Source organism: Aliiruegeria haliotis, assembly GCF_003003255.1.
Classification (GTDB): domain Bacteria; phylum Pseudomonadota; class Alphaproteobacteria; order Rhodobacterales; family Rhodobacteraceae; genus Tropicimonas; species Tropicimonas haliotis.
Map to the genome: position 1 here is coordinate 30,977 of NZ_PVTD01000010.1, position 21,079 is coordinate 52,055.

At 62.6% G+C, this 21,079-nt stretch carries 12 protein-coding genes; all 12 read right to left on the minus strand.

Annotated features, from left to right (window positions below; all coding sequences use genetic code 11):
* Positions 1-285 precede the first annotated feature (285 nt).
* Positions 286-456, minus strand: a complete 171-nt coding sequence (locus CLV78_RS24045) for a hypothetical protein (RefSeq protein ID WP_158263604.1) — start codon at positions 454-456, stop codon at positions 286-288.
* Between the two features lie 165 nt (positions 457-621).
* Complete coding sequence (locus CLV78_RS18830) at positions 622-3,654, minus strand: error-prone DNA polymerase (protein ID WP_106206935.1); 3,033 nt, start codon at positions 3,652-3,654, stop codon at positions 622-624.
* Between the two features lie 186 nt (positions 3,655-3,840).
* Positions 3,841-4,320: an RNA pyrophosphohydrolase gene (locus CLV78_RS18835; protein ID WP_106206937.1), complete on the minus strand. Its 480-nt coding sequence runs from the start codon at positions 4,318-4,320 to the stop codon at positions 3,841-3,843.
* Positions 4,321-4,431: 111 nt separating this feature from the next.
* Positions 4,432-8,679 (minus strand): DNA-directed RNA polymerase subunit beta', encoded by a 4,248-nt coding sequence (gene rpoC, locus CLV78_RS18840; RefSeq protein ID WP_106206939.1) that lies wholly within the window; start codon positions 8,677-8,679, stop codon positions 4,432-4,434.
* Positions 8,680-8,754: 75 nt separating this feature from the next.
* Positions 8,755-12,891 carry a DNA-directed RNA polymerase subunit beta gene (gene rpoB / locus CLV78_RS18845; protein ID WP_106206941.1) on the minus strand — a complete coding sequence of 1,379 codons (4,137 nt, stop codon included), beginning with the start codon at positions 12,889-12,891 and terminating at the stop codon, positions 8,755-8,757.
* A 242-nt stretch (positions 12,892-13,133) separates the two neighbouring features.
* A complete protein-coding gene (gene rplL, locus CLV78_RS18850) occupies positions 13,134-13,514 on the minus strand; it encodes a 50S ribosomal protein L7/L12 (protein WP_106206943.1) in 381 nt (126 codons plus the stop codon).
* Between the two features lie 66 nt (positions 13,515-13,580).
* Complete coding sequence (gene rplJ, locus CLV78_RS18855) at positions 13,581-14,099, minus strand: 50S ribosomal protein L10 (protein ID WP_106206945.1); 519 nt, start codon at positions 14,097-14,099, stop codon at positions 13,581-13,583.
* Between the two features lie 264 nt (positions 14,100-14,363).
* Positions 14,364-15,719 carry a phage tail protein gene (locus CLV78_RS24310; RefSeq protein ID WP_211301036.1) on the minus strand — a complete coding sequence of 452 codons (1,356 nt, stop codon included), beginning with the start codon at positions 15,717-15,719 and terminating at the stop codon, positions 14,364-14,366.
* Positions 15,720-16,049: 330 nt separating this feature from the next.
* Positions 16,050-17,288: a lytic murein transglycosylase gene (locus CLV78_RS18875; protein ID WP_106206947.1), complete on the minus strand. Its 1,239-nt coding sequence runs from the start codon at positions 17,286-17,288 to the stop codon at positions 16,050-16,052.
* 88 nt (positions 17,289-17,376) lie between these two features.
* Entirely contained in the window at positions 17,377-18,042 is a 666-nt protein-coding gene (locus CLV78_RS18880; RefSeq protein WP_106206949.1) for an SOS response-associated peptidase, read from the minus strand.
* 105 nt (positions 18,043-18,147) lie between these two features.
* On the minus strand, positions 18,148-19,233 hold the full coding sequence (locus CLV78_RS18885) for a polyamine ABC transporter substrate-binding protein (protein ID WP_106206951.1): 1,086 nt from the start codon (positions 19,231-19,233) through the stop codon (positions 18,148-18,150).
* A gap of 145 nt (positions 19,234-19,378) precedes the next feature.
* A complete protein-coding gene (locus tag CLV78_RS18890) occupies positions 19,379-20,953 on the minus strand; it encodes a bifunctional metallophosphatase/5'-nucleotidase (protein ID WP_106206953.1) in 1,575 nt (524 codons plus the stop codon).
* Positions 20,954-21,079: the final 126 nt, after the last annotated feature.

The following is a 21,079-nucleotide window of genomic DNA, read 5'->3' on the forward strand; positions in this document are numbered from 1 at the left end:
TGTCTTGTCGGACGGGAAGGCAGGGGGCATGGCAGGGTTCGGTTTCCGCTGTATCCCGCCGGGGGCGGCTCTTTGCACCGTCCCGCGTTCAGATGACGCCCGAGAACCGCGGCAGGCCAGGGACTGGCTGCGGTGCAGGCCGATCTGTCATTGCAATTCTGACGTCGCAGTCTGGCGTCGGCGCGGGTGGAGGGCCGCATGTACTATCGGTTGCAGGATCTCCTCCGTGGCTTTCCGTTTCGAAGAACGCCAGCCTCCGGATGCTCTCGCCAGTCGCGGGTTGACCTAGAGATAAAGGCCCGGGTTTCGGGCCCGTTTCTTCTCCTTTTCGGCAGTCAGTCGGCGCAGGGTATGCTCCATGTTCTCGGCACCTTCCGGAACCGGTTCGGGATGTTGCTCCGGTGAGTCGGGTTCGGTGTCCGTTGCAGGCTTCGTTTCGATCCGGTCTTGAGTCATGGACATCCTCCTGGCTGCGTGCCCCGTCAGCCCGGCCGGTCTCGGCACTGCCGCGACACCGTCGCGCCTTCGCGCTGCCAGTCGGGCATACCAAATGCTGCCACGGCGGGGCATCCGGCCGAATGACTCAGGTCAAATCCGTCGGCCACGGCGCTGGAAATCGTGTCACGTCCCCTCAGACCGGATCCGGCGCACCGCAGGTGCCCGGCCCAACTGCTTTGACTGCATCTCGGATGCGGTCGAAACAGGCGGGAGCGCCTGGCCTTCGCGGGGACGCGCTTGCCGTCGAAACCCGGGCGACAATCGGCTCCGCAGCAACTCCAGCGGGTGCGCCCGAAGGGTGAGGCGCATGGAGACGTAATCTTCCACCACCTCTTCCCCTAGCGTCATGGCCGGCAAATGCGCGGCCGGTTCGTCAATCGCCTCGCCATCCAGATCGCCGGCAAAGAGCGGCAGCGGTGCGGCCCCGCGCAAGGCCTTGGCCTCCCAGAGCGCTTCCCGCCGTGCGAGCCCAAGCCCGGCAAAGGCATCCGCCTCTGCCAATGCCTCCAGCAAGGCCGGCCCGATCCCGGCGCGGCGCCAGACCTCCTCGACGCCCTGATATCCATTGCCGCGCGCCGCGGAGATCCAGGTCGCCTCCTCTTCCTTCATCGCCTTGATCTGCCGAAACCCAAGCCGCAGTGCCAACCCGCCTTGATCATCCACTTCCATCACGTTGTCCCAGAAAGACCGATTGATGCAGACCGGGTGGACTTCGACGCCATGCTGGCGGGCATCGCGGACGATCTGCGCGGGCGCATAGAAGCCCATCGGCTGTGAATTCAACAGCGCGCACGCGAAGATCCCGGGATGATGCCGTTTCAACCAGGCAGAGGCATAGACCAGAAGCGCAAAGCTCGCCGCGTGACTCTCCGGAAAACCATAGCTGCCGAACCCCTCGATCTGGCTGAAGCAGCGCGCGGCGAACTCCTCGTCATAGCCATTGGCCTTCATGCCGGACATGAACCGGTCATGGAACTCGCTGACGTTGCCGTGTTTCTTGAACGTCGCGAGCGACCGCCGCAACCGGTCCGCCTCCTCCGCCGAGAACCCCGCCCCCACGATGGCGATCTGCATCGCCTGCTCCTGGAAAAGCGGCACGCCCAGCGTCTTGGCCAGCACCTGGCCCAGTTCGTCAGACGGGAAGGTCACGTCCTCTTCCCCGTTCCGCCGGCGCAGGTAGGGATGCACCATGTCCCCCTGGATCGGGCCGGGGCGGATGATCGCCACTTCGATCACCAGGTCGTAGAAACTGCGCGGCTTCATCCGGGGCAGGAAGTTCATCTGCGCCCGGCTTTCCACCTGGAAGACCCCCAGAGAATCGGCGTCGCACAGCATGTCATAGACGGCCGGATCCTCGGGCGGCAACGTGGCGAGGCCATATTGAGCATGGTGGTGATGCTCGATCAGCGCGAAAGCCTTGCGGATTACCGTCAGCATTCCGAGCGCCAGGACATCCACCTTCAGGATACCGAGCGCGTCGATGTCATCCTTGTCCCAGGGGATGACCGTGCGGTCCTCCATCGTGGCGTTCTCGACGGGACACAACTCGTCGAGCCGTCCCTCGGTGATGATGAACCCACCCACATGTTGTGATAAGTGCCGTGGAAAGCCCTGCACCTCCCGGATCAGTTCCATGGTCCGGACCAGCCGCGGGTCGGTCGGATCGAGGCCGATTTCCCGCATGCGTTCATTTTCGGTATCCTTGAGTGAACCCCACCCCCAGATCTGGCTTGAAAGCGCGGAGAGCGTGTCCTCCGACAGCCCCATCGCACGCCCCACTTCCCGCACCGCCCGCTTGCCGCGATAGTGGATCACCGTCGCGCAAAGCCCGGCCCGATGGCGGCCGTAGCGCTCGTAAATGTGCTGGATCACCTCCTCGCGCCGCTCATGTTCGAAATCCACGTCGATGTCCGGCGGCTCGTTCCGCGCCTCCGAGACGAACCGCTCGAAGACCATGGTACCGATTTCCGGACTGACGGAGGTCACGCCGAGGCAGTAGCAGACCACCGAATTCGCGGCACTCCCCCGCCCCTGACACAGGATGTTCCGGGAGCGGGCAAAGTCGACAATGTCGTGCACAGTCAGAAAATAGGGTTCGTAGCCGAGCTTGCCGATCAGGGCGAGTTCATGCTCCAGCAGACGCTTGACCTTGTCGGGGGCGCCCGAGGGATACCGCCAACGCAGGCCCGCCCAGGCAAGGCGGGCAAGGCGCTCGCTCGCGGTCTCACCGCCGGAGATCTCACTGGGATATTCGTAGCGCAACTCGTCCAGACAGAAGGTGCAGCGCGCGGCCACCTCTTCTGCCCGGCGCAACGCGGCAGCGTGCCCTGCAAAGATTGCCCGCAGTTCGCGGGCAGAGCGGAGCCGCTGCTCCCCGTTGGCCTGTGCCAGCCGCCCCAGGTCCTCCACCCGGCAGCCTTGCCGGACAGCCGAGAGGACATCGGCCAGGCGGCGCCGGCGGCCATGGTGCATGCGGGGCAAGCCGGAGGCGATCGTCAGGATCCCGAGCCGGTTGGCAAGGCTGTCCCAGGCCCCGAACCGGGCGCTGTCCAACCCGTCATAGCACGGCGCCATCAAGAGGTGGACGGCGGAGCCAAAGCGGCGCGTCAGGCGCTGCGCCTGTGGCACCCACGATCTCGCGCCGCCCGGCCAGGGGCGTTCCTGCTCGTCAACGTCGCGCGGGTGCAGCAGCAACTCCATGCCTTCGCCCCATTCCAGCAAGTCCTCAAGCCTTAGCATGCAGGCGCCTTTCTCAGCGCGCAGCCGTCCAAGGGAAATCAGGCGGCACAGCCGTCCCCATGCAGCACGATCCCGGGGCAGTGCCGTCACCGTAAACCCATCGTCCAGAACAATGCGCGTGCCGGGGATCAGTCGTGGCACGTTGCGGATATCGAGCGATGGCGCCGGGGCAACATCATCGGGAGCCGGCGGGCCAATCGGGCCTTCCGAGGCCTCCTGCGCTGCCCGTTCGGCAACGATCCGGCCGATCTCCCGCACGCGCGCATGGGCTCGGACGATCCCCGCCACCGAATTCTCATCAGCAATCACGATGCCCGCAAGGCCAAGAAGGGCGCCACGTTCCATGTATTCTTCGGGGTGGGACGCCCCGGTGAGGAACGTGAAGTTCGACATTGCAGAGAGTTCGACCGACCGCATCTCACGCCCCTCCCCGGCCCGAAACGGCGCAGGTATTCCTTTCTCCCGCGAGTGACGAGGGAGAGTTCCAGGGGGGTTAAGCGAGCAGGCGGCATGGAACGAGTCGCGCATACCCTGCATGATATTCCCGTTTTGTTCTTGTTTGGAGTCCCGATCTCCAGAGTCCGGACCTCCCGATTCCGGTTCTCAGAGGTGGGTGCCGAGTCGAGCGACAACCTCTTCGTAGACCGCACGTTTGAAAGGCACGATGTTCTCGACAAGACTATCGACCGGCAGCCAGCGCCACTCTGAAAACTCCGGATGCTCGGTCGCGATCTGGATCTGATCATCCGTGCCCAGGAACCGCAGCAGGACCCATTTCTGCTTCTGGCCGCGATACTTGCCCTTCCAGAGCTTGCCAACCAGATGCTCCGGCAGGTCGTAGCGAACCCATCCGTCGGTTTCCGCCACGAACTCAACGAGATCGGAGGTTACACCCGTTTCTTCCCCGAGTTCTCGCAGCGCCGCATCGCGATGCGCCTCACCCTTGTCGATGCCACCCTGCGGCATCTGCCATGCAGGCGCCTCGCTGTCGAGACGCTGGCCCACGAACACCTCGTTTTCGGCATTGACCAGCATCACGCCCACGCAGGGGCGATACGGGAGATCCTTCGACTTCTTGGCCATGTTCGCATCCTCCGGCTTCGGAGTATCCTCCGTCGCACCAATCGGGGCACCTCGCAACGAAAAACCCCGCCGGTAGCACCGACGGGGTCATTCAGGTCAACCAGAACCGGATCAGAAGTCCCGGCTCTCCGGCGTGTCGACGATAAAGGTGTCGTCGATGTCACCGCCAACGACGTCATCCACCGGGGCAGCCAGGGCGGCAGCCGCTTCGGCCTCCGCCTGACGCGCCTCGATAACCTCCTGGTCGCGATCCTGCGCGATGCGGCGCACACGCTGGGTTGCACCGCCAGTACCAGCCGGGATCAGACGGCCAACGATGACGTTTTCCTTCAGGCCGACGAGTTTGTCGCGCTTGCCCTGAACCGAAGCTTCGGTGAGCACGCGGGTGGTCTCCTGGAAGGAAGCCGCCGAGATGAAGGACCGGGTCTGCAGCGAGGCCTTGGTGATCCCGAGCAGGATCGGCTCGCCCTCGGCCGGACGGCGCCCGTCCTTGATCGCCTTGTCATTGGCCGCGTCGAACTCCGACTTGTCGACGTGCTCACCCTTGAGCAGCGTCGTCTCACCAGAATCCTTGATCTCCCACTTCTGCAGCATCTGGCGAACGATCACCTCGATGTGCTTGTCGTTGATCTTCACGCCCTGCAGTCGATAGACGTCCTGGACCTCGTCGATCATGTAGTTCGCCAGCTCCTCGACACCCAGGATGGACAGGATGTCATGCGGCGCCGGGTTGCCGTCCATGATGTAGTCACCCTTCTGCACGAAGTCGCCTTCCTGCACCGGGATGTGCTTGCCCTTGGGCACCATGTACTCGGTCGGCTCAAGGCTCTCGTCGGCGGGCACGATCGAGATCCGGCGCTTGTTCTTGTAGTCGCGCCCGAACTTCACGTAGCCGTCCTGCTCCGCGATGATCGCGTGATCCTTCGGACGACGTGCCTCGAAGAGTTCGGCCACACGCGGCAGACCACCGGTGATGTCCTTCGTCTTCGCGCCTTCACGCGGGATACGTGCAACCACATCGCCGGCCTTGATCTCGGTGCTGTCTTCAACCGACAGGATGGCATCCACCGACATCGGATAGGTCACCGGGTTACCTGCCTCGTTGCGCACCGGCTCGCCCGTGGCCGGGTCGACCACGATGATTTCCGGCTTGAGGTCGTTGCCCTTCGGCGCAGACCGCCAGTCGGACACGATCTTCTGGGTCATCCCGGTGGCTTCGTCGGTGTCCTCGCGCACGGAGATACCGCTGACCAGATCCACGAACTTCGCGGTACCGGCCTTTTCGGCGATGATCGGCAAGGTGAACGGGTCCCACTCGAAGAGCTTGTCGCCACGGGCAATCGTCTGACCGTCCTTGACAAAGACCTTGGAGCCGTAGCCGACCTTGAAGGAACCACGCTCCACACCATGCTCGTCCTCGATGACGATCTGCATGTTGCGGCCCATGACAACCTGCTCACCGGAGTCATTCTCCAGAAGGTTCGGGTTACGGAAGGTGATGATGCCTTCCTGGCTGGCTTCCTGGAACGACTGCTGGCCACCCTGCGCAACGCCGCCGATGTGGAATGTCCGCATCGTCAGCTGCGTGCCGGGTTCACCGATCGACTGCGCGGCGATGATGCCGACAGCTTCACCCTGGTTGACCATCGTGCCACGGGCCAGGTCACGGCCATAGCACATGGCGCAGACGCCTTCCTCGGACTCGCAGGTCAGCGGAGAGCGCATGCGCATGCTGGCGACGCCCGACTGCTCGATCTCGTCAGCCTTGCGCTCATCGATCAACTCGTTCTCGGCAACGATAACCTCGTCGGTCCCCGGGCGCAGGACATCCTCGGCCGCGACACGACCCAGAACACGCTCCCCGAGCGACGAGACAACCTCGCCGTCGTTGACCGCCGCCTCGGCAGTGATCGCCTTGTCGGTTCCGCAGTCATGCTCGCGCACGATGCAGTCCTGAGCGACATCGACGAGACGACGGGTCAGGTAGCCGGAGTTCGCGGTCTTCAGCGCGGTGTCAGACAGACCCTTCCGCGCACCGTGGGTGGAGTTGAAGTACTCCAGCACGGTCAGGCCTTCCTTGAAGTTCGAGATGATCGGCGTCTCGATGATCTCCCCGGACGGCTTGGCCATAAGGCCACGCATGGCGCCCAGCTGTTTCATCTGGGTCACCGAGCCACGTGCCTTGGAATCGGCCATCATGTAGACCGAGTTCGGTTCCAGTTCGGCACCGTTGTCGTCCTTCCGCTTGGCGGAGATGGTGTTCATCATGGCGTCCGTGACGCGGTCGTTACACTTCGACCAGGCATCGACGACCTTGTTGTACTTCTCACCCTGGGTGATCAGGCCGTCCATGTACTGCTGTTCGAAATCCTTGACCTGTTCGCGGACGTTGTCGACGATTTCCCACTTGTTGTCGGGGATAACCATGTCGTCCTTGCCAAAGGAGATGCCGCCCTTGAAGGCCTCTTTGAAGCCCATGCCCATGATCTGGTCACAGAAGATGACCGATTCCTTCTGACCGCAATAGCGGTAGACGGTGTCGATGACCTTTTGGACTTCGCCTTTCTTGAGCAGCTTGTTCACCAGTTCGAACGGCGCTTTCGCGTTCTTGGGCAGCAGCGCGCCAAGACGGACCCGACCCGGGGTGGTCTCGAAACGCTTCAGGACTTCCTGGCCGTGCTCGTCGATCTGCGGGACGCGACACTGGATCTTGGCGTGCATGTGCACTTCACCAGCATTGAGCGCGTGCTCCACCTCTTCGATGCCACCGAAGACCATGCCTTCGCCCTTCATGCCATCGCGCATCAGCGAGACATAATAGAGGCCGAGAATCATGTCCTGCGACGGAACGATAATCGGCGCGCCGTTGGCAGGCGACAGCACGTTGTTGGTGGACATCATCAGCACGCGAGCTTCAAGCTGGGCTTCCAGCGAAAGCGGCACGTGAACAGCCATCTGGTCACCGTCGAAGTCGGCGTTGAAGGCCGAGCAGACGAGCGGGTGCAGCTGGATGGCCTTGCCTTCGATCAGCGTGGGCTCAAAGGCCTGAATACCAAGACGGTGCAGCGTGGGCGCACGGTTCAGCAGAACCGGGTGCTCGCGGATGACCTCGTCAAGGATGTCCCAAACCTCGGGACGCTCCTTCTCCACCAGCTTCTTCGCCTGTTTCACGGTGCTGGAGAGGCCCTTGGCCTCCAGTCGCGAGTAGATGAAGGGCTTGAACAGCTCCAGGGCCATCTTCTTTGGAAGGCCGCACTGATGCAGTTTCAGCTCCGGCCCCGTCACGATGACCGAGCGACCGGAGAAATCGACGCGCTTGCCGAGCAGGTTTTGCCGGAAGCGGCCCTGCTTGCCCTTGAGCATGTCGGAGAGCGATTTAAGCGGACGCTTGTTGGCACCGGTGATGACCCGGCCACGGCGGCCGTTGTCGAACAGCGCATCGACGGATTCCTGCAGCATCCGCTTTTCGTTGCGGATGATGATGTCCGGCGCGCGCAGCTCGATCAGCCGCTTGAGGCGGTTGTTCCGGTTGATCACACGGCGGTAGAGGTCGTTCAGGTCCGAGGTCGCAAACCGGCCACCATCCAGCGGCACCAGCGGGCGCAGTTCCGGCGGGATGACCGGGACGACCGTGAGGATCATCCATTCCGGGCGGTTGCCGGATTCCAGGAAGTTCTCGACGATCTTCAGCCGCTTGATGATCTTCTTGGGCTTCAGCTCACCTGTTGCTTCCTTCAGCTCCTCGCGCAGTTGCTCGGCCGTCGACTCGAGGTCGATCTGGGAGAGCATCTCACGAATTGCCTCGGCGCCGATGTTCGCCGTGAAGGCGTCCATGCCGTAGGTGTCCTGGGCGTCCATGAACTCCTCTTCGGACATCAATTGCCCGTAGGTGAGATCGGTCAGGCCCGGCTCGATGACGACGTAGTTCTCGAAATAGAGCACACGCTCAAGATCCCGAAGCGTCATGTCCAGCATCAGGCCGATGCGGGACGGGAGCGACTTCAGGAACCAGATATGCGCGACGGGCGCGGCCAGTTCGATATGGCCCATGCGCTCGCGACGCACCTTTTGCAGTGTGACTTCGACACCGCATTTTTCGCAGACGACGCCGCGATACTTCATGCGCTTGTACTTGCCGCACAGGCACTCGTAGTCCTTGATCGGGCCGAAGATCCGGGCGCAGAACAGGCCGTCGCGCTCCGGCTTGAAGGTCCGGTAGTTGATGGTCTCTGGCTTCTTGATCTCGCCATAGGACCACGAAAGGATCCGTTCCGGGCTCGCCAGCGACACCTTGATCTCGTCAAAGACCTTCGGCGGGGTGAGCGGGTTGAACGGGTTGTTGGTCAGTTCCTGGTTCATCTTCAAATCCTTGAAATGGTGCGGGAAGGGAGGAGCCGGGCGGCGATCAGGCCGCCCGATTGGGACGCGAGGCCCTTATTCCTCGCCCTCCGCATCCAGGAGTTCCATGTTCAGGCCGAGGCCACGCACTTCCTTGACGAGAACGTTGAACGATTCCGGCACGCCGGCCTCGAAGTTGTCCTCGCCCTTGACGATGCTCTCGTAGACCTTGGTCCGGCCGGCCACGTCGTCCGACTTGACCGTGAGCATCTCCTGCAGGGTGTAGGCAGCGCCGTAGGCTTCGAGCGCCCAGACCTCCATCTCCCCGAAACGCTGACCGCCGAACTGGGCCTTGCCGCCCAGCGGCTGCTGGGTGACGAGGCTGTACGGGCCAGTCGAGCGGGCGTGGATCTTGTCGTCCACCAGGTGGTGCAGCTTGAGCAGGTATTTCACGCCAACGGTGACCTGACGCGAGAACTTCTCACCGGTGCGGCCATCGTAGAGATCGGACTGACCGGACTGGCTGAAGCCTGCGCGCAGCAGCGCATCGTTGATGTCCGCTTCCTTGGCGCCGTCGAAGACCGGGGTCGCGATCGGAACGCCGCCGGTCACGTGACCCGCGGATTCGACCAGGTGGCCCTCGTCCATGCCCTCGATACCCTCGTCATAGACGTTGTCGCCATAGGCGATCTTCATGGCATCGCGGACCGGCGTCAGGTCGCCAGAACGACGGTACTCGTCCAGGGCCTCGTCAACCTTCAGACCCAGACCGCGTGCGGCCCAGCCCATGTGGGTTTCGAGAATCTGCCCGACGTTCATCCGTGACGGAACGCCAAGCGGGTTCAGAACGAAATCAACCGGGGTGCCATCGGCAAGGAACGGCATGTCTTCCATCGGAACGACCTTGGAGATCACACCCTTGTTGCCGTGACGGCCAGCCATCTTGTCGCCCGGCTGAAGCTTGCGCTTCACGGCGATGAAAACCTTGACCATCTTCATCACACCCGGCGGCAGGTCGTCGCCGCGGCGAACCTTCTCGACCTTGTCCTCGAAGCGGGCATCCAGGGCGCGTTTCTGCACCTCGAACTGCTCGTTCAGGGCCTCGACGATCTGTGCGTCGGCCTCTTCGGCCAGCGCCAGTTGCCACCACTGGCCCTTGCTGAGCGTCTCCAGCAGCTCCTCGGTGATCTCGGAGTTCGCGGCGACGCCCTTGGGACCTTTCACCGCGACCTTGCCGAGGATCATGCCCTTCAGACGCGCGTAGATGTTGCGCTCAAGGATGACGAGTTCGTCGTCCCGGTCACGGGCCAGACGCTCGACCTCTTCGCGCTCGATCTGCAGGGCGCGCTCGTCCTTGTCCACGCCATGACGGTTGAAGACACGAACTTCCACGACGGTGCCGAAATCCCCCGGCGGCAGACGCAGGGAGGTGTCACGGACATCGGAGGCCTTCTCACCGAAGATGGCGCGCAGAAGCTTCTCTTCCGGCGTCATCGGGCTTTCGCCCTTCGGAGTGATCTTGCCCACGAGGATGTCCGCCGGGCCGACTTCAGCGCCGATGTAGACGATACCGGCCTCGTCGAGGTTGCGCAGGGCTTCCTCGCCGACGTTCGGAATGTCGCGGGTGATCTCTTCAGGGCCGAGCTTCGTGTCCCGCGCGGCCACTTCGAATTCCTCGATATGCACGCTCGTGAAGACATCGTCGCGCGCGATGCGCTCGGAGATCAGGATCGAGTCCTCGTAGTTGTAGCCGTTCCAGGGCATGAACGCGACAACCACGTTCTTGCCGAGCGCCAGTTCTCCGATATCGGTGGACGGACCGTCGGCGACAACTTCGCCCTTGGACACCGTGTCACCCACTTTCACCAGCGGACGCTGGTTGATGCAGGTGTTCTGGTTCGAGCGCTGGAACTTGCGCAGACGATAGATGTCCACGCCGGGGTCGCCCGGCTCCAGGTCCTCGGTTGCACGGATAACGATACGCTGGGCATCGACCTGGTCGATGATACCGGCACGGCGCGCCTGGATGGCAGCACCGGAGTCGATGGCGACCTTTTCCTCGATGCCCGTGCCGACGAGCGGCGCCTCGGCCCGCAGAAGCGGAACCGCCTGACGCTGCATGTTCGAGCCCATCAGGGCGCGGTTTGCGTCGTCGTTTTCAAGGAACGGGATCAGCGAGGCGGCAACAGAGACCAGCTGCTTCGGCGACACGTCGATCAGATCGACACTGTCGCGTGGAGCCATGGTGTATTCGCCGGACTGGCGGGTGTTCACCAGGTCGTTCTCGAAACGACCGTCATTGTCGAGATGGGCATTGGCCTGCGCCACGGTGTGCCGCATCTCTTCGGTGGCGGACATGTAGTGGACCTCGTCGGTCACCTGCGCGTCCTTCACGACCCGGTAGGGCGTCTCGATGAAGCCGTACTTGTTGACCCGGGCAAAGGTGGCCAGAGAGTTGATCAGGCCGATGTTCGGACCTTCCGGCGTCTCGATCGGGCACATCCGGCCATAGTGGGTCGGGTGCACGTCGCGCACCTCGAAGCCCGCGCGTTCGCGAGTCAGACCGCCCGGTCCAAGCGCCGAGAGACGACGCTTGTGCGTGACCTCGGAGAGCGGGTTGGTCTGGTCCATGAACTGCGAAAGCTGCGAGGAACCGAAGAACTCGCGCACGGCCGCCGCGGCGGGCTTGGCGTTGATCAGGTCCTGCGGCATCACCGTGTCGATCTCGACCGAGGACATGCGTTCCTTGATCGCGCGCTCCATGCGGAGCAGGCCGACGCGGTACTGGTTCTCCATCAGTTCGCCGACGGAGCGGACACGACGGTTGCCGAGGTGGTCGATGTCGTCCACGTCGCCCTTGCCGTCGCGAAGCTCCACCAGCGCCTTGATGCAGGCGATGATGTCTTCCTTGCGCAGGGTCCGCTGAGTGTCCTCGGCGTCAAGCGCAAGACGCATGTTCATCTTCACCCGGCCAACAGCAGAGAGGTCATAGCGCTCGCTGTCGAAGAACAGGGTATCGAAGAGCGCAGAAGCGGCCTCTACGGTGGGCGGCTCGCCCGGGCGCATGACACGATAGATGTCCATGAGCGCGGTGTCGCGGCCCATATTCTTGTCCATTGCCATGGTGTTGCGGATGTACGGACCGACATTGACGTTGTCGATGTCGAGCACGGGGACCTCGGTGAAACCAGCGTCCATCAGCTCCTTGAGCGTGCCGCCCGTGACTTCACCGTCCTTGTCGATTTCCCAGGTCAGCTCGTCGCCGGCTTCCGCATAGATCGCGCCGGTTTCCTCGTTTATGAGGTCCTTTGCGACATAGCGACCGACAATCTGGTCGAAGGGCACCAGCAGTTCGGTGATCTCGCCGTCGTCGATGATCTTCTTGACCGCGCGCGGCGTGACTTTCTTGCCCGCTTCGCAGATGACCTCGCCCGTGCCGGCGTCAACCAGGTCGAAGGTCGGGCGGGTGCCACGCACGCGCTCCGGGAAGAACTTGGTCACCCAACCCTTGTTCTTCTCCAACCGGAAATCGACGGTATCGTAATAGGCGTCGCAGATGCCCTCCTGATCCAGACCCAGCGCATAAAGCAGGGTCGTGACGGGCAGCTTCCGGCGACGGTCGATGCGGGCGTAGACGATATCCTTGGCGTCGAACTCGAAATCGAGCCAGGAGCCGCGGTACGGGATGATGCGGCAGGCGAACAGAAGCTTGCCCGAGGAATGGGTCTTGCCCTTGTCGTGGTCGAAGAACACACCGGGCGAACGGTGCATCTGGGAGACGATCACGCGCTCGGTGCCATTCACGATGAAGGTGCCGTTGGGCGTCATCAGCGGCATGTCGCCCATGAAGACGTCCTGCTCCTTGATGTCCTTCACGGACTTGGCGCCGGTATCCTCGTCCACATCAAAGACGATCAGCCGGAGCGTGACCTTCAGCGGGGCGCTGTAGGTCATGTCACGCTGCTGACATTCCTCGACGTCGTACTTCGGCTTCTCCAGCTCGTATTTCACGAACTCGAGCACTGCCGTCTCGTTGAAATCCTTGATCGGGAACACCGACTGGAAGACACCCATGATGCCTTCGCCGTCGAGCGGCTCCAGCTGGTCGCCGGATTTCAGGAACAGGTCATAGGAAGATTTCTGAACCTCGATGAGGTTCGGCATCTCCAGAACCTCACGGATCTTACCGTAATACTTGCGGAGTCGCTTCTGGCCAAGGAAGGTCTGCGCCATGTGGTCTGTCACCTTTCGTCTGTCGCGTTTGCACATGCCGTCGGGCATCGGCTGTGCGCCGCTCACGAATGAAGGGGGTCAGGTTCCATTCCCGCCGCCGTCCCACCGGCAGCTCCCGAACCTTTGAACCGCGCCTTGGAGAAACCCCCGTAAGATCCCTCGCAGAGGGGTCTCTCCAAGACAGGTTCGGCTGGAGCCGGTTTTCACCGGCTCCAGCCTCACAAATCGTGTCGTCGCTCGAATTACTTGAGCTCGACTTCGGCGCCAGCTGCTTCCAGCTTGCCCTTGATTTCTTCGGCTTCGTCCTTGGAGCACTGCTCCTTGACGGCCTTGCCACCAGCTTCAACGAGCTCTTTGGCTTCTTTCAGGCCCAGGCCGGTGATGGCGCGGACTTCCTTGATGACGTTGATCTTCTTGTCGCCAGCGGCTTTGAGGATCACGTCAAACTCGGTCTTCTCTTCTTCAGCGGCGCCACCGGCGTCGCCAGCAGGACCGGCCATCATGACAGCGCCGCCAGCAGCGGGCTCGATGCCGTATTCGTCCTTGAGGATGGTTTTCAGTTCCTGGGCTTCCAGGAGGGTCAGGCCAACGATTTGTTCAGCCAGTGCTTTCAGATCAGCCATTGTACTGTTTCCGTTCTTTCAGATGTGTTCCAACGCGAAGTTCTTGTCTCCACGAAGGTCTCGCGATCAGGCGGCCTCGCCGCGCTCCTCGATGGTGCTGAGAATGCTCGCGACGTTCGAAGCAGGTGCGCCAATGGCCCCGGCAATGTTGGATGCAGGCGCGCCGATGCAGCCGGCGATGGAAGCAATGAGCTCCTCGCGCGACGGCATTTTCGACACAGCCTGGACACCAGCACGGTCCAGGGCGTTCTCACCCATTGCACCACCAAGGATCTGGAACTTGTCGTTTTCCTTGGCGAAGTCCTCGGCCACCTTGGCTGCTGCCACGGGGTCCTCGGAAAAGGTCAGAACGGTCATGCCCGTCAGGTAATCGCCGATGCTTTCGCAGGGCTTTCCGTCGAGGGCGATCTTGGCGAGCCTGTTCTTGGCGACGCGCACGGACGCTTCGGCGCCGCGGGCGCGAGCACGAAGATCCTGCATCTCGGCAACCGTGAGACCTTCGTAGTGGGCAACCACAACGACGCCAGAGCTTTCAAAGATCTGGCCGAGTTCGTCGACCAATTTCTCTTTCTGGGCTCTATCCACAGTTTTACTCCAAGTATGGGAGGCTTTCGCCCCCCGGCTCAAGTTTGCCAGCCGAAGCCGGCGTTCAGGTCCGTTTTACGGGGCTGCGCCAATCCGCCCGAGGAAATGCCCCCGGTCAATCTTGTCGTATCCCGTCTCAGGCAGGAATTATGGCCAACGAGCCACCCACCGTCTTGGACGAAACGCAAATCAGCGCACGACGAATCGCACGCTGACAAGCGAGTGGTCTAATTAGTTGCTAACGGAACGTTTGCCAAGCCGAAATCACACACGGTTCGTGGAGCGCAGAGGTTGCGGCCGACGGCGGCGCGATCTTGCGAGTCCCAACAGGCCCATCCCCGCGAGCAGGAAAAAAGCGGTCTGCGGCACTGGTACGGCGGCGACCCGGTGGCTGTGTGCAGGCAGATTTGCCGTCGTCAACACGGTTTGCTCGGCACCGCCACGCTGTCCGACGCTGTAGGTCTGCCCGCCGACGAAGGTTCCAGCGCCGATGGGGGTCCGCCCGCGCAGATCCGGTAGCGCAAAAGTGGTCTCGCAATCGCCGCCATAGGCGCAGCCAAGCAGGGAAAACAGCGCGGTGTTGCTGGCGATGGACAGGATTTGCCCGTTTGCGAACGCTGTTCCCCGTGGCGCGAAGTTCCCTGCAAAAAGTGACACTTCCCCAAGGACGGGCTCACCGCTCCCGAAGATTCCGTCCGTGGGGTACAGACCAACCATGTTGATCACCCAGTTCAGCGACAACTCCTCCTGCACCAGTGACACTGGCCTGCCGCCGCCCGTCCCACTGCCGGTTTCCCCGGGGATCCCATGGCTGTGATGCGGCATCTCGGCGGTGCTGAGCGACACCTGCGACTGCCCGCGCTCGGTGCCGAGCACCCGGTTTGCGAGCCCCGCCCCACGGCCTGTTCCGACAATCACGCGCCCTGCGGTGTCGGGGAGGTCGAAATCGGTCCGACAATCGCCGCCATAGGCACACCCGAGCAGGGAAAACAGGGCCTGGTTGGAGTTGATGCTCAAGGTCTGACCCTGCGCATTCAGAAAGCTCCGACCGGATGGGGAGTAGACGCCAGCATTGAACTGAATTTCGGCGATTGCGGGATCGAAACCTCCGATCACGTTCGAACCGGGGGCCGCCAAACTGCTGGAAGGAAAGATCCCGGTGACAGCGATCTCATGATTGATTGCCAACGTCGGCATCTTGACCGAGAAAGGCTGACCGCCGCCAACCGATGTGGTTGTTCTGCCCGAAGAAAAGTCATGCGTGTGGGCGGGAAGGTTGGCGTCGAGAAGCGTTCGTTGAACTGCACCGGCAGTCTGGCCCAGGCGCGTTGCACCTCCCACTCCGACCATCGCTCGCCCGCGCAGATCGGGAAGTCCGAATGTTGCCCGGCCATCGCCGCCATAGGTCGTTCCGAGCACCGAAAAAAGTGCCTGGTTGCTGGATACATCCAGCAACTGTCCCTCCGCGCGCGGCCCGTAGCCAGGGCCAGAAACTCCGGCATGCCAGCGGACTCGGCCGATTTGCCCGAACGCCCCGGTGGTCTGAACATAGGGCGTCATGGCAAGCCATGGTTGCATCACGCCAAAGGCCTGTGACTGACCGGCGATGTCAGTATCCACGGTCGCGGCACCGGAAGGGGCGGCTCCAATCGAGCCCCCGATCACAACCAGTGCGGCAAGTATCCATGAAGAACCCGATTTATGCAGCATATCCAACCTTTTAAAAATGTCTGCTCTTCGCTAGCACGGTTTGTGCGCCATTGCACCAGGAGAGTCGCGCAGTCTCAGGATTGTCGTTCCGGGCAATTGCCCGCCGCAATCAAAGCAGGGTGTACGCTCCTTGATCCGAGGTCGGCGATCCGTCCCGCCGCCTTGCCCCATCGCCGGAACCGGACGGCATTCGCGCAGGCGGCCGGAGATTGCGAAGAATACGGGATATCGGCCGGACCGTCAGCGGAGCCGCTTCAGAAGCGCCAGCGATGGCTGCCCCGTGACCGGCAGGCCAACGCTCTTCTGATAGGCGGAGATCGCGGCCTCCGTTCCTGACCCGATCACGCCATCGGGTGTGCCCGCGTCAAACCCATTGGCGTTGAGCCTGCGCTGAAGCTCCTTGCGATCATCGATGGTCATGCCCTGCGCATCCGGCGGGAAGCCGGCCTGAATCGGGGGCTTGCCGGCGATGCGATCGGCCAGATGCCCAACACCCAGCGCATAGCTCTCCGCGTTGTTGTAGCGCAGGATCACGCTGAAATTCTTGTAGACGATGAAGGCCGGTCCACGCGTGCCTTGCGGGATCAGGATCGACGAGGATCCGTGGTTCGGCACAGGCCGCCCGTTTGTGTCCGCAACGCCCATCGCGGCCCAGCTCGCCGCGCTTCGGGAGTTGCCGCGGCCGGCGAGCCCGGTGCTGAACCCGGACGGCAGGCGCACCTCCATACCCCAGGGCTGGCCACGCACCCACCCGTTGCGTTGCAGGTACGCAGCCGTGGAAGCCAGCGCGTCCGACGGATCGGAGGACCAGATATCCCGCCGCCCGTCGCCCGTGAAGTCCACGGCGAAGGCCTGGAAGGAGGTCGGGATGAACTGGGTGTGTCCCATCGCGCCGGCCCAGCTGCCGACCATCCGCTCCGGTGTGATATCCCCGCGCTGCAGGATGCGGAGCGCGGCCAGAAGCTGCTTTTCCATGAATGCGCCGCGACGGCCGTCATAGGCCAGCGTGCTCAGCGCCGAGACGATTGGGATATCCCCCATCCGGGTGCCGTACTTGCTCTCAAGTCCCCAGATTGCGGTCACGATCTCCTTGTCGACCCCGTAGCGGCCCTCGATCGCGGACAAGGTGGAATTGTACTTGCGCAGCGCCGACTTTCCCATGCTGACCCGCTCGTCGGAGGCCGCGATCGCCAGGTAATCCTCCAGGGTCCGCTTGAACTCCGTCTGGTTGCGGTCCCGCTCGATCACACCAGGGAGGTAACCCACATCGCGGAATGCCCGATCGATGGTGGCTTGCGAGATACCGCTGGCCGCCGCGCGGCCCTTGAAACTGGCCACCCAGGCATCGAAAGCAGGGTTCGGAACCGCCTTCATCCTGGTCGCGGTGGCCTGCGCATTCGCACCGCCGCCGCCACCGGAACAGGCCGTCAGACCAGTTGCCGCCAAGCCCGCCACGAAAATCCGCCGGTTTACCTGCATGTCGAAATCCCTGCGCTCGTTATGCCTGTCCCCTGCATAGCGGAGGCCCCGGAAAGCTCAAAGCACTACAGCACTCCGGGGCGCGGTTTCATGCCGGCAACGGCTCGATCAGGTCGGGGCCCGCGGCTCGGTTCGAATTAACCGCCGGATCGACCCGGTGCCAGGCCAGCGCACCGGGCTGCGCTGGCACCATCAGGCGCGCGGCCCCCTTGCCTGCCTCTCCCAGCCAGAGGGACCAATCATCGGGTGCAAGGATAACCGGCATGCGGTGGTGGATTTCCTCCAGGCCATTGCCTGCCTCGCAGGTGACGATCGCCACGGTGGTGACCGTTTCGCCATCGCGTTCCCAATCCTGCCACAGCCCCCCCATCACCACGGGAAGCCCCTCGGAGCCGTGAATGAACCACGGGAGCTTCTTGCCGTCCGTGGTGCGGGTCCACTCATAGTAGCCATCTGCGGCCACCAGACACCGTCGCCGACGGATCGCGGCACGGAACGCGGGCTTTTCCGCCACGGTTTCGGCGCGGGCATTGATCAGGAGAGGGCCGTCGTTCGGTGCCTTGTACCAATGGGGAATGAACCCCCACCGCATGGCGCGCAAGCGCCGGGTGCCGTCCTCCGACACCGCAACCGAAAGGGGGGTCGTCGGGCACACGTTGTAGCGCGCGCCCGCCGGCAGGTCATTCGACGGCACTGCATCGAACAACCGTGCCATCGCATCGACCGGCATCGTGTTCACAAGCCGTCCACACATCCAGCAACCTTACATAAGGCAGGACCGGAACGGCAACCGCTCCGACGCGTGCATCACCGCCTTTCACCAAAGGCCTGTTCAGTTGCCGTGGCTTCCCAGGTGCACTCAGGTCCCGGACTTCACCCGCGTCCAAAGTCGTGTCGCCAACCGCTGGGTCTTGTTGTCCCAGCCGTTGAACACCCAAAGCGTGTTCATCGTTTCTTCCGGCGGATAGATCGCCGGGTCGCCGATGACATCCTCCTCCAGAAACTCCTGCGCCGGAAGGTTGCCGTTGGCATAGTAGACGTAGTTGGACACCGCCGCGATGTTCTCCGGCTCCAGCATGAAGTTCAGAAATTTGTGCGCGCCTTCCGGGTTCGGTGCATCCGCCGGAATCGCCATCTGGTCGAACCACATCGCGGAGCCTTCCCTGAAAGCATGGTACGCGATCTCGACGCCATTTCCGGCCTCCTCTGCACGGTCACGCGCCTGCAATACGTCCCCCGACCAGCCGACAGCGACACAGATGTCACCATTGGCGAGCGCCGTGATGTACTCGGAGCTATGGAACTTGCGCACATGAGGTCGAACCGCCGACAGGACGGACTCGGCCTTCTCCAGCGCCGCCTTGTCGCGACTGTTGGGATCTTCGCCGGCATAGTTCAGTGCTGCCGGGATCATCTCCACCGGCGCATCGAGAAAATACACGCCGCACGCGGCCAGCTTCTCCATATTGACTGGATCGAAGATCAGCGCCAGGGAGTTCACAGGAGCATCCTCGCCAAGCGCGGCCTTCACTTTCTCCACGTTGATTCCAACGCCGGTGGTGCCCCACTGGTAATTGATGGAATAGGCGTTCTCGGGGTCGAACTGCGCCGTGCGGGACGTGATAACGCCCCACTGGTTTTCGGCGTTGGGCAATTGAGACTGGTCGAGCGGCATGAACGCTCCGGCCTGGACCTGACGGCGCAGGAAGCTGTCGGACGGCACCACGACATCGTATCCCGACCTGCCGGCCAGCAACTTCGCCTCCAGCACCTCGTTGGAGTCGAATACGTCGTAAATGACCTTGATCCCTGTTTCGGTCTCGAACTTCTCCAAGAGCGTGTCGTCGATGTAGTCAGACCAGTTGAAGACGTGAATCTCCTCGGCCATCGCGGGCACGGTCAGAAACACCAGAGTCGTGGTCAGAATCAGGGAACGGGAGTGCATGGCGATTCCTCCTGTGCGGGTCATGCCGTATGGGCGAGCCATTGCGCCCGGAGGGACACAAACGCAAGTCACGAATTTCCGGGTCGCCACCGCCAAAAGAAAGACCCCGGCGAGAATCGCCGGGGCCGTTTTCCTGCAGAGAGCATTACCGGGTTGCGATACGTCCGTCGGTATAGGGCTCGTACGGGCCGGCTTCGGCGAGGTATTCCGCCGTCACATCCGCGAGATCCGGTCCGAAGTCGTAGGCGTTCTCGGCATCGACGAACATCCCGTAGCCGTCACCGCCGCCACGTACGAAGTTGTTGGACACGAGCGAGTAGGTCGCAGCCGGATCAATCGGAACCCAACCGTCGCCATCGGCAACCATCACTTCGACGATACGTCCTTCGTTGGGCGCGACCGACGGATCCCAAGTGAACTTCAGGCCTGCGACCTGCGGGAAGCGGCCCTTGACCTCTTCGACCTGGCTCACGCCGTTCTCAAGCGCGTCGATCACCACCTGTCCGGAAACCTGGAAGGTCGAGAGCGTGTTCTGGAACGGCAGGACGGTCAGGACTTCGCCCATCGTCACCTCGCCAGCATCGATGGATGCGCGCAGGCCACCGGAGTTCGCGATGGCAATGGTCACGCCTTGATCCTTCACACGGTCCAGCATGGCGTCGGCCACCAGGTTGCCCATGGCGCATTCCTGAACCCGGCAAACTGCCCGGTCGCCCTCGATGGAGGCGGCTGCCTCGGCCACGACCTTGTTGCGAATCTCGTCGAGAGGTTTGGCCAGCTCGGCAATCCTCGCCACGACCTCCGGGTTCTCCGAAACCGAAGCATCCATGATCAACGGCTCACCCACCGCTTCCTTGATTGCACCGTCGTCATCGAAGGTGACGTTCAACTCACCCAGGAACTTGCCGTAGGCATAAGCCTGCACAATGGCCGTGTCGCCGACCATTGTAGGGTAAGGGCCCTTTGCCTTCTCGGATTCGTTCGACAGGTAGGTGTTCGAATGCCCGCCCACGATCACGTCCACGCCGGTTGTGTTCTCGGCCACCTGCTGGTCCACGACATAGCCCGAATGGCTCAGGACGATGATCTTGTTCACGCCCATTTCGGTCAGCTTGTCGACCTCCCCCTGCACCGCCTCGGACGGATCGGTGAAGGTAATGTTGGGGCCGGGGCTGGCCAGTTCGGGTGTATCCACCGGCGTCAGGCCGATCAGTCCGATCTTTTCGCCGCCGCGCTCGATCACGGTGGATTTCATGAGCGTATCGGCAAGCAACGGCTCGGCGGAAACATCTGCGTTCGACATCAGCACCGGGAAGTCGACCGCATCCATGAAGCCGCGCAAAACCTCGGGCCCATCGTCGAACTCGTGGTTGCCCACGGTCATCGCGTCATATCCGAGCTGGTTCATGAACTCGGCCGCGACCTTGCCCTTGTAGTAGGTGTAGAACAGCGTGCCCTGGAACTGGTCGCCGCCGTCGAACAGCACCGAATTGTTCGTTCTGGCGCGCGCTTCCTCGACGGCCGTGACAAGGCGCGCGGTGCCGCCGAAACACTTGCCTTCGGCGTTGTCTTCCATCGAGCACCCGGAATCGTACTTGGAGATCGGTTCGAAGCGCGAGTGGAAGTCATTGGTGTGAAGGATTGTCAGGCTGTAGTCGGCCAGGGCCGCGCCGGACGAAATCGCCACGATTGCAGCAGAGGTGAACAGGCGAGCGAGCATCTTTATCTCCCGGAATTCATTTTTTCTGCGAACACATTGTCCGCGAACGTGCTTCAGGTCAAACCCCTCGAAAGGGGCGATTGACGGACAGGTGACCACCGCGCGACCATTGCTTGACCGCGGGGA

What these genes read in the sequence shown, in the direction of transcription:
- CLV78_RS24045 (WP_158263604.1), bottom strand. Translation starts at nt 456, where the DNA reads ATGACTCAAGACCGGATCGAAACGAAGCCTGCAACGGACACCGAACCC.
- CLV78_RS18830 (WP_106206935.1), bottom strand. Translation starts at nt 3,654, where the DNA reads ATGCGGTCGGTCGAACTCTCTGCAATGTCGAACTTCACGTTCCTCACC.
- CLV78_RS18835 (WP_106206937.1), bottom strand. Translation starts at nt 4,320, where the DNA reads ATGGCCAAGAAGTCGAAGGATCTCCCGTATCGCCCCTGCGTGGGCGTG.
- rpoC (WP_106206939.1), bottom strand. Translation starts at nt 8,679, where the DNA reads ATGAACCAGGAACTGACCAACAACCCGTTCAACCCGCTCACCCCGCCG.
- rpoB (WP_106206941.1), bottom strand. Translation starts at nt 12,891, where the DNA reads ATGGCGCAGACCTTCCTTGGCCAGAAGCGACTCCGCAAGTATTACGGT.
- rplL (WP_106206943.1), bottom strand. Translation starts at nt 13,514, where the DNA reads ATGGCTGATCTGAAAGCACTGGCTGAACAAATCGTTGGCCTGACCCTC.
- CLV78_RS18875 (WP_106206947.1), bottom strand. Translation starts at nt 17,288, where the DNA reads ATGCAGGTAAACCGGCGGATTTTCGTGGCGGGCTTGGCGGCAACTGGT.
- CLV78_RS18880 (WP_106206949.1), bottom strand. Translation starts at nt 18,042, where the DNA reads ATGTGTGGACGGCTTGTGAACACGATGCCGGTCGATGCGATGGCACGG.
- CLV78_RS18885 (WP_106206951.1), bottom strand. Translation starts at nt 19,233, where the DNA reads ATGCACTCCCGTTCCCTGATTCTGACCACGACTCTGGTGTTTCTGACC.
- CLV78_RS18890 (WP_106206953.1), bottom strand. Translation starts at nt 20,953, where the DNA reads ATGCTCGCTCGCCTGTTCACCTCTGCTGCAATCGTGGCGATTTCGTCC.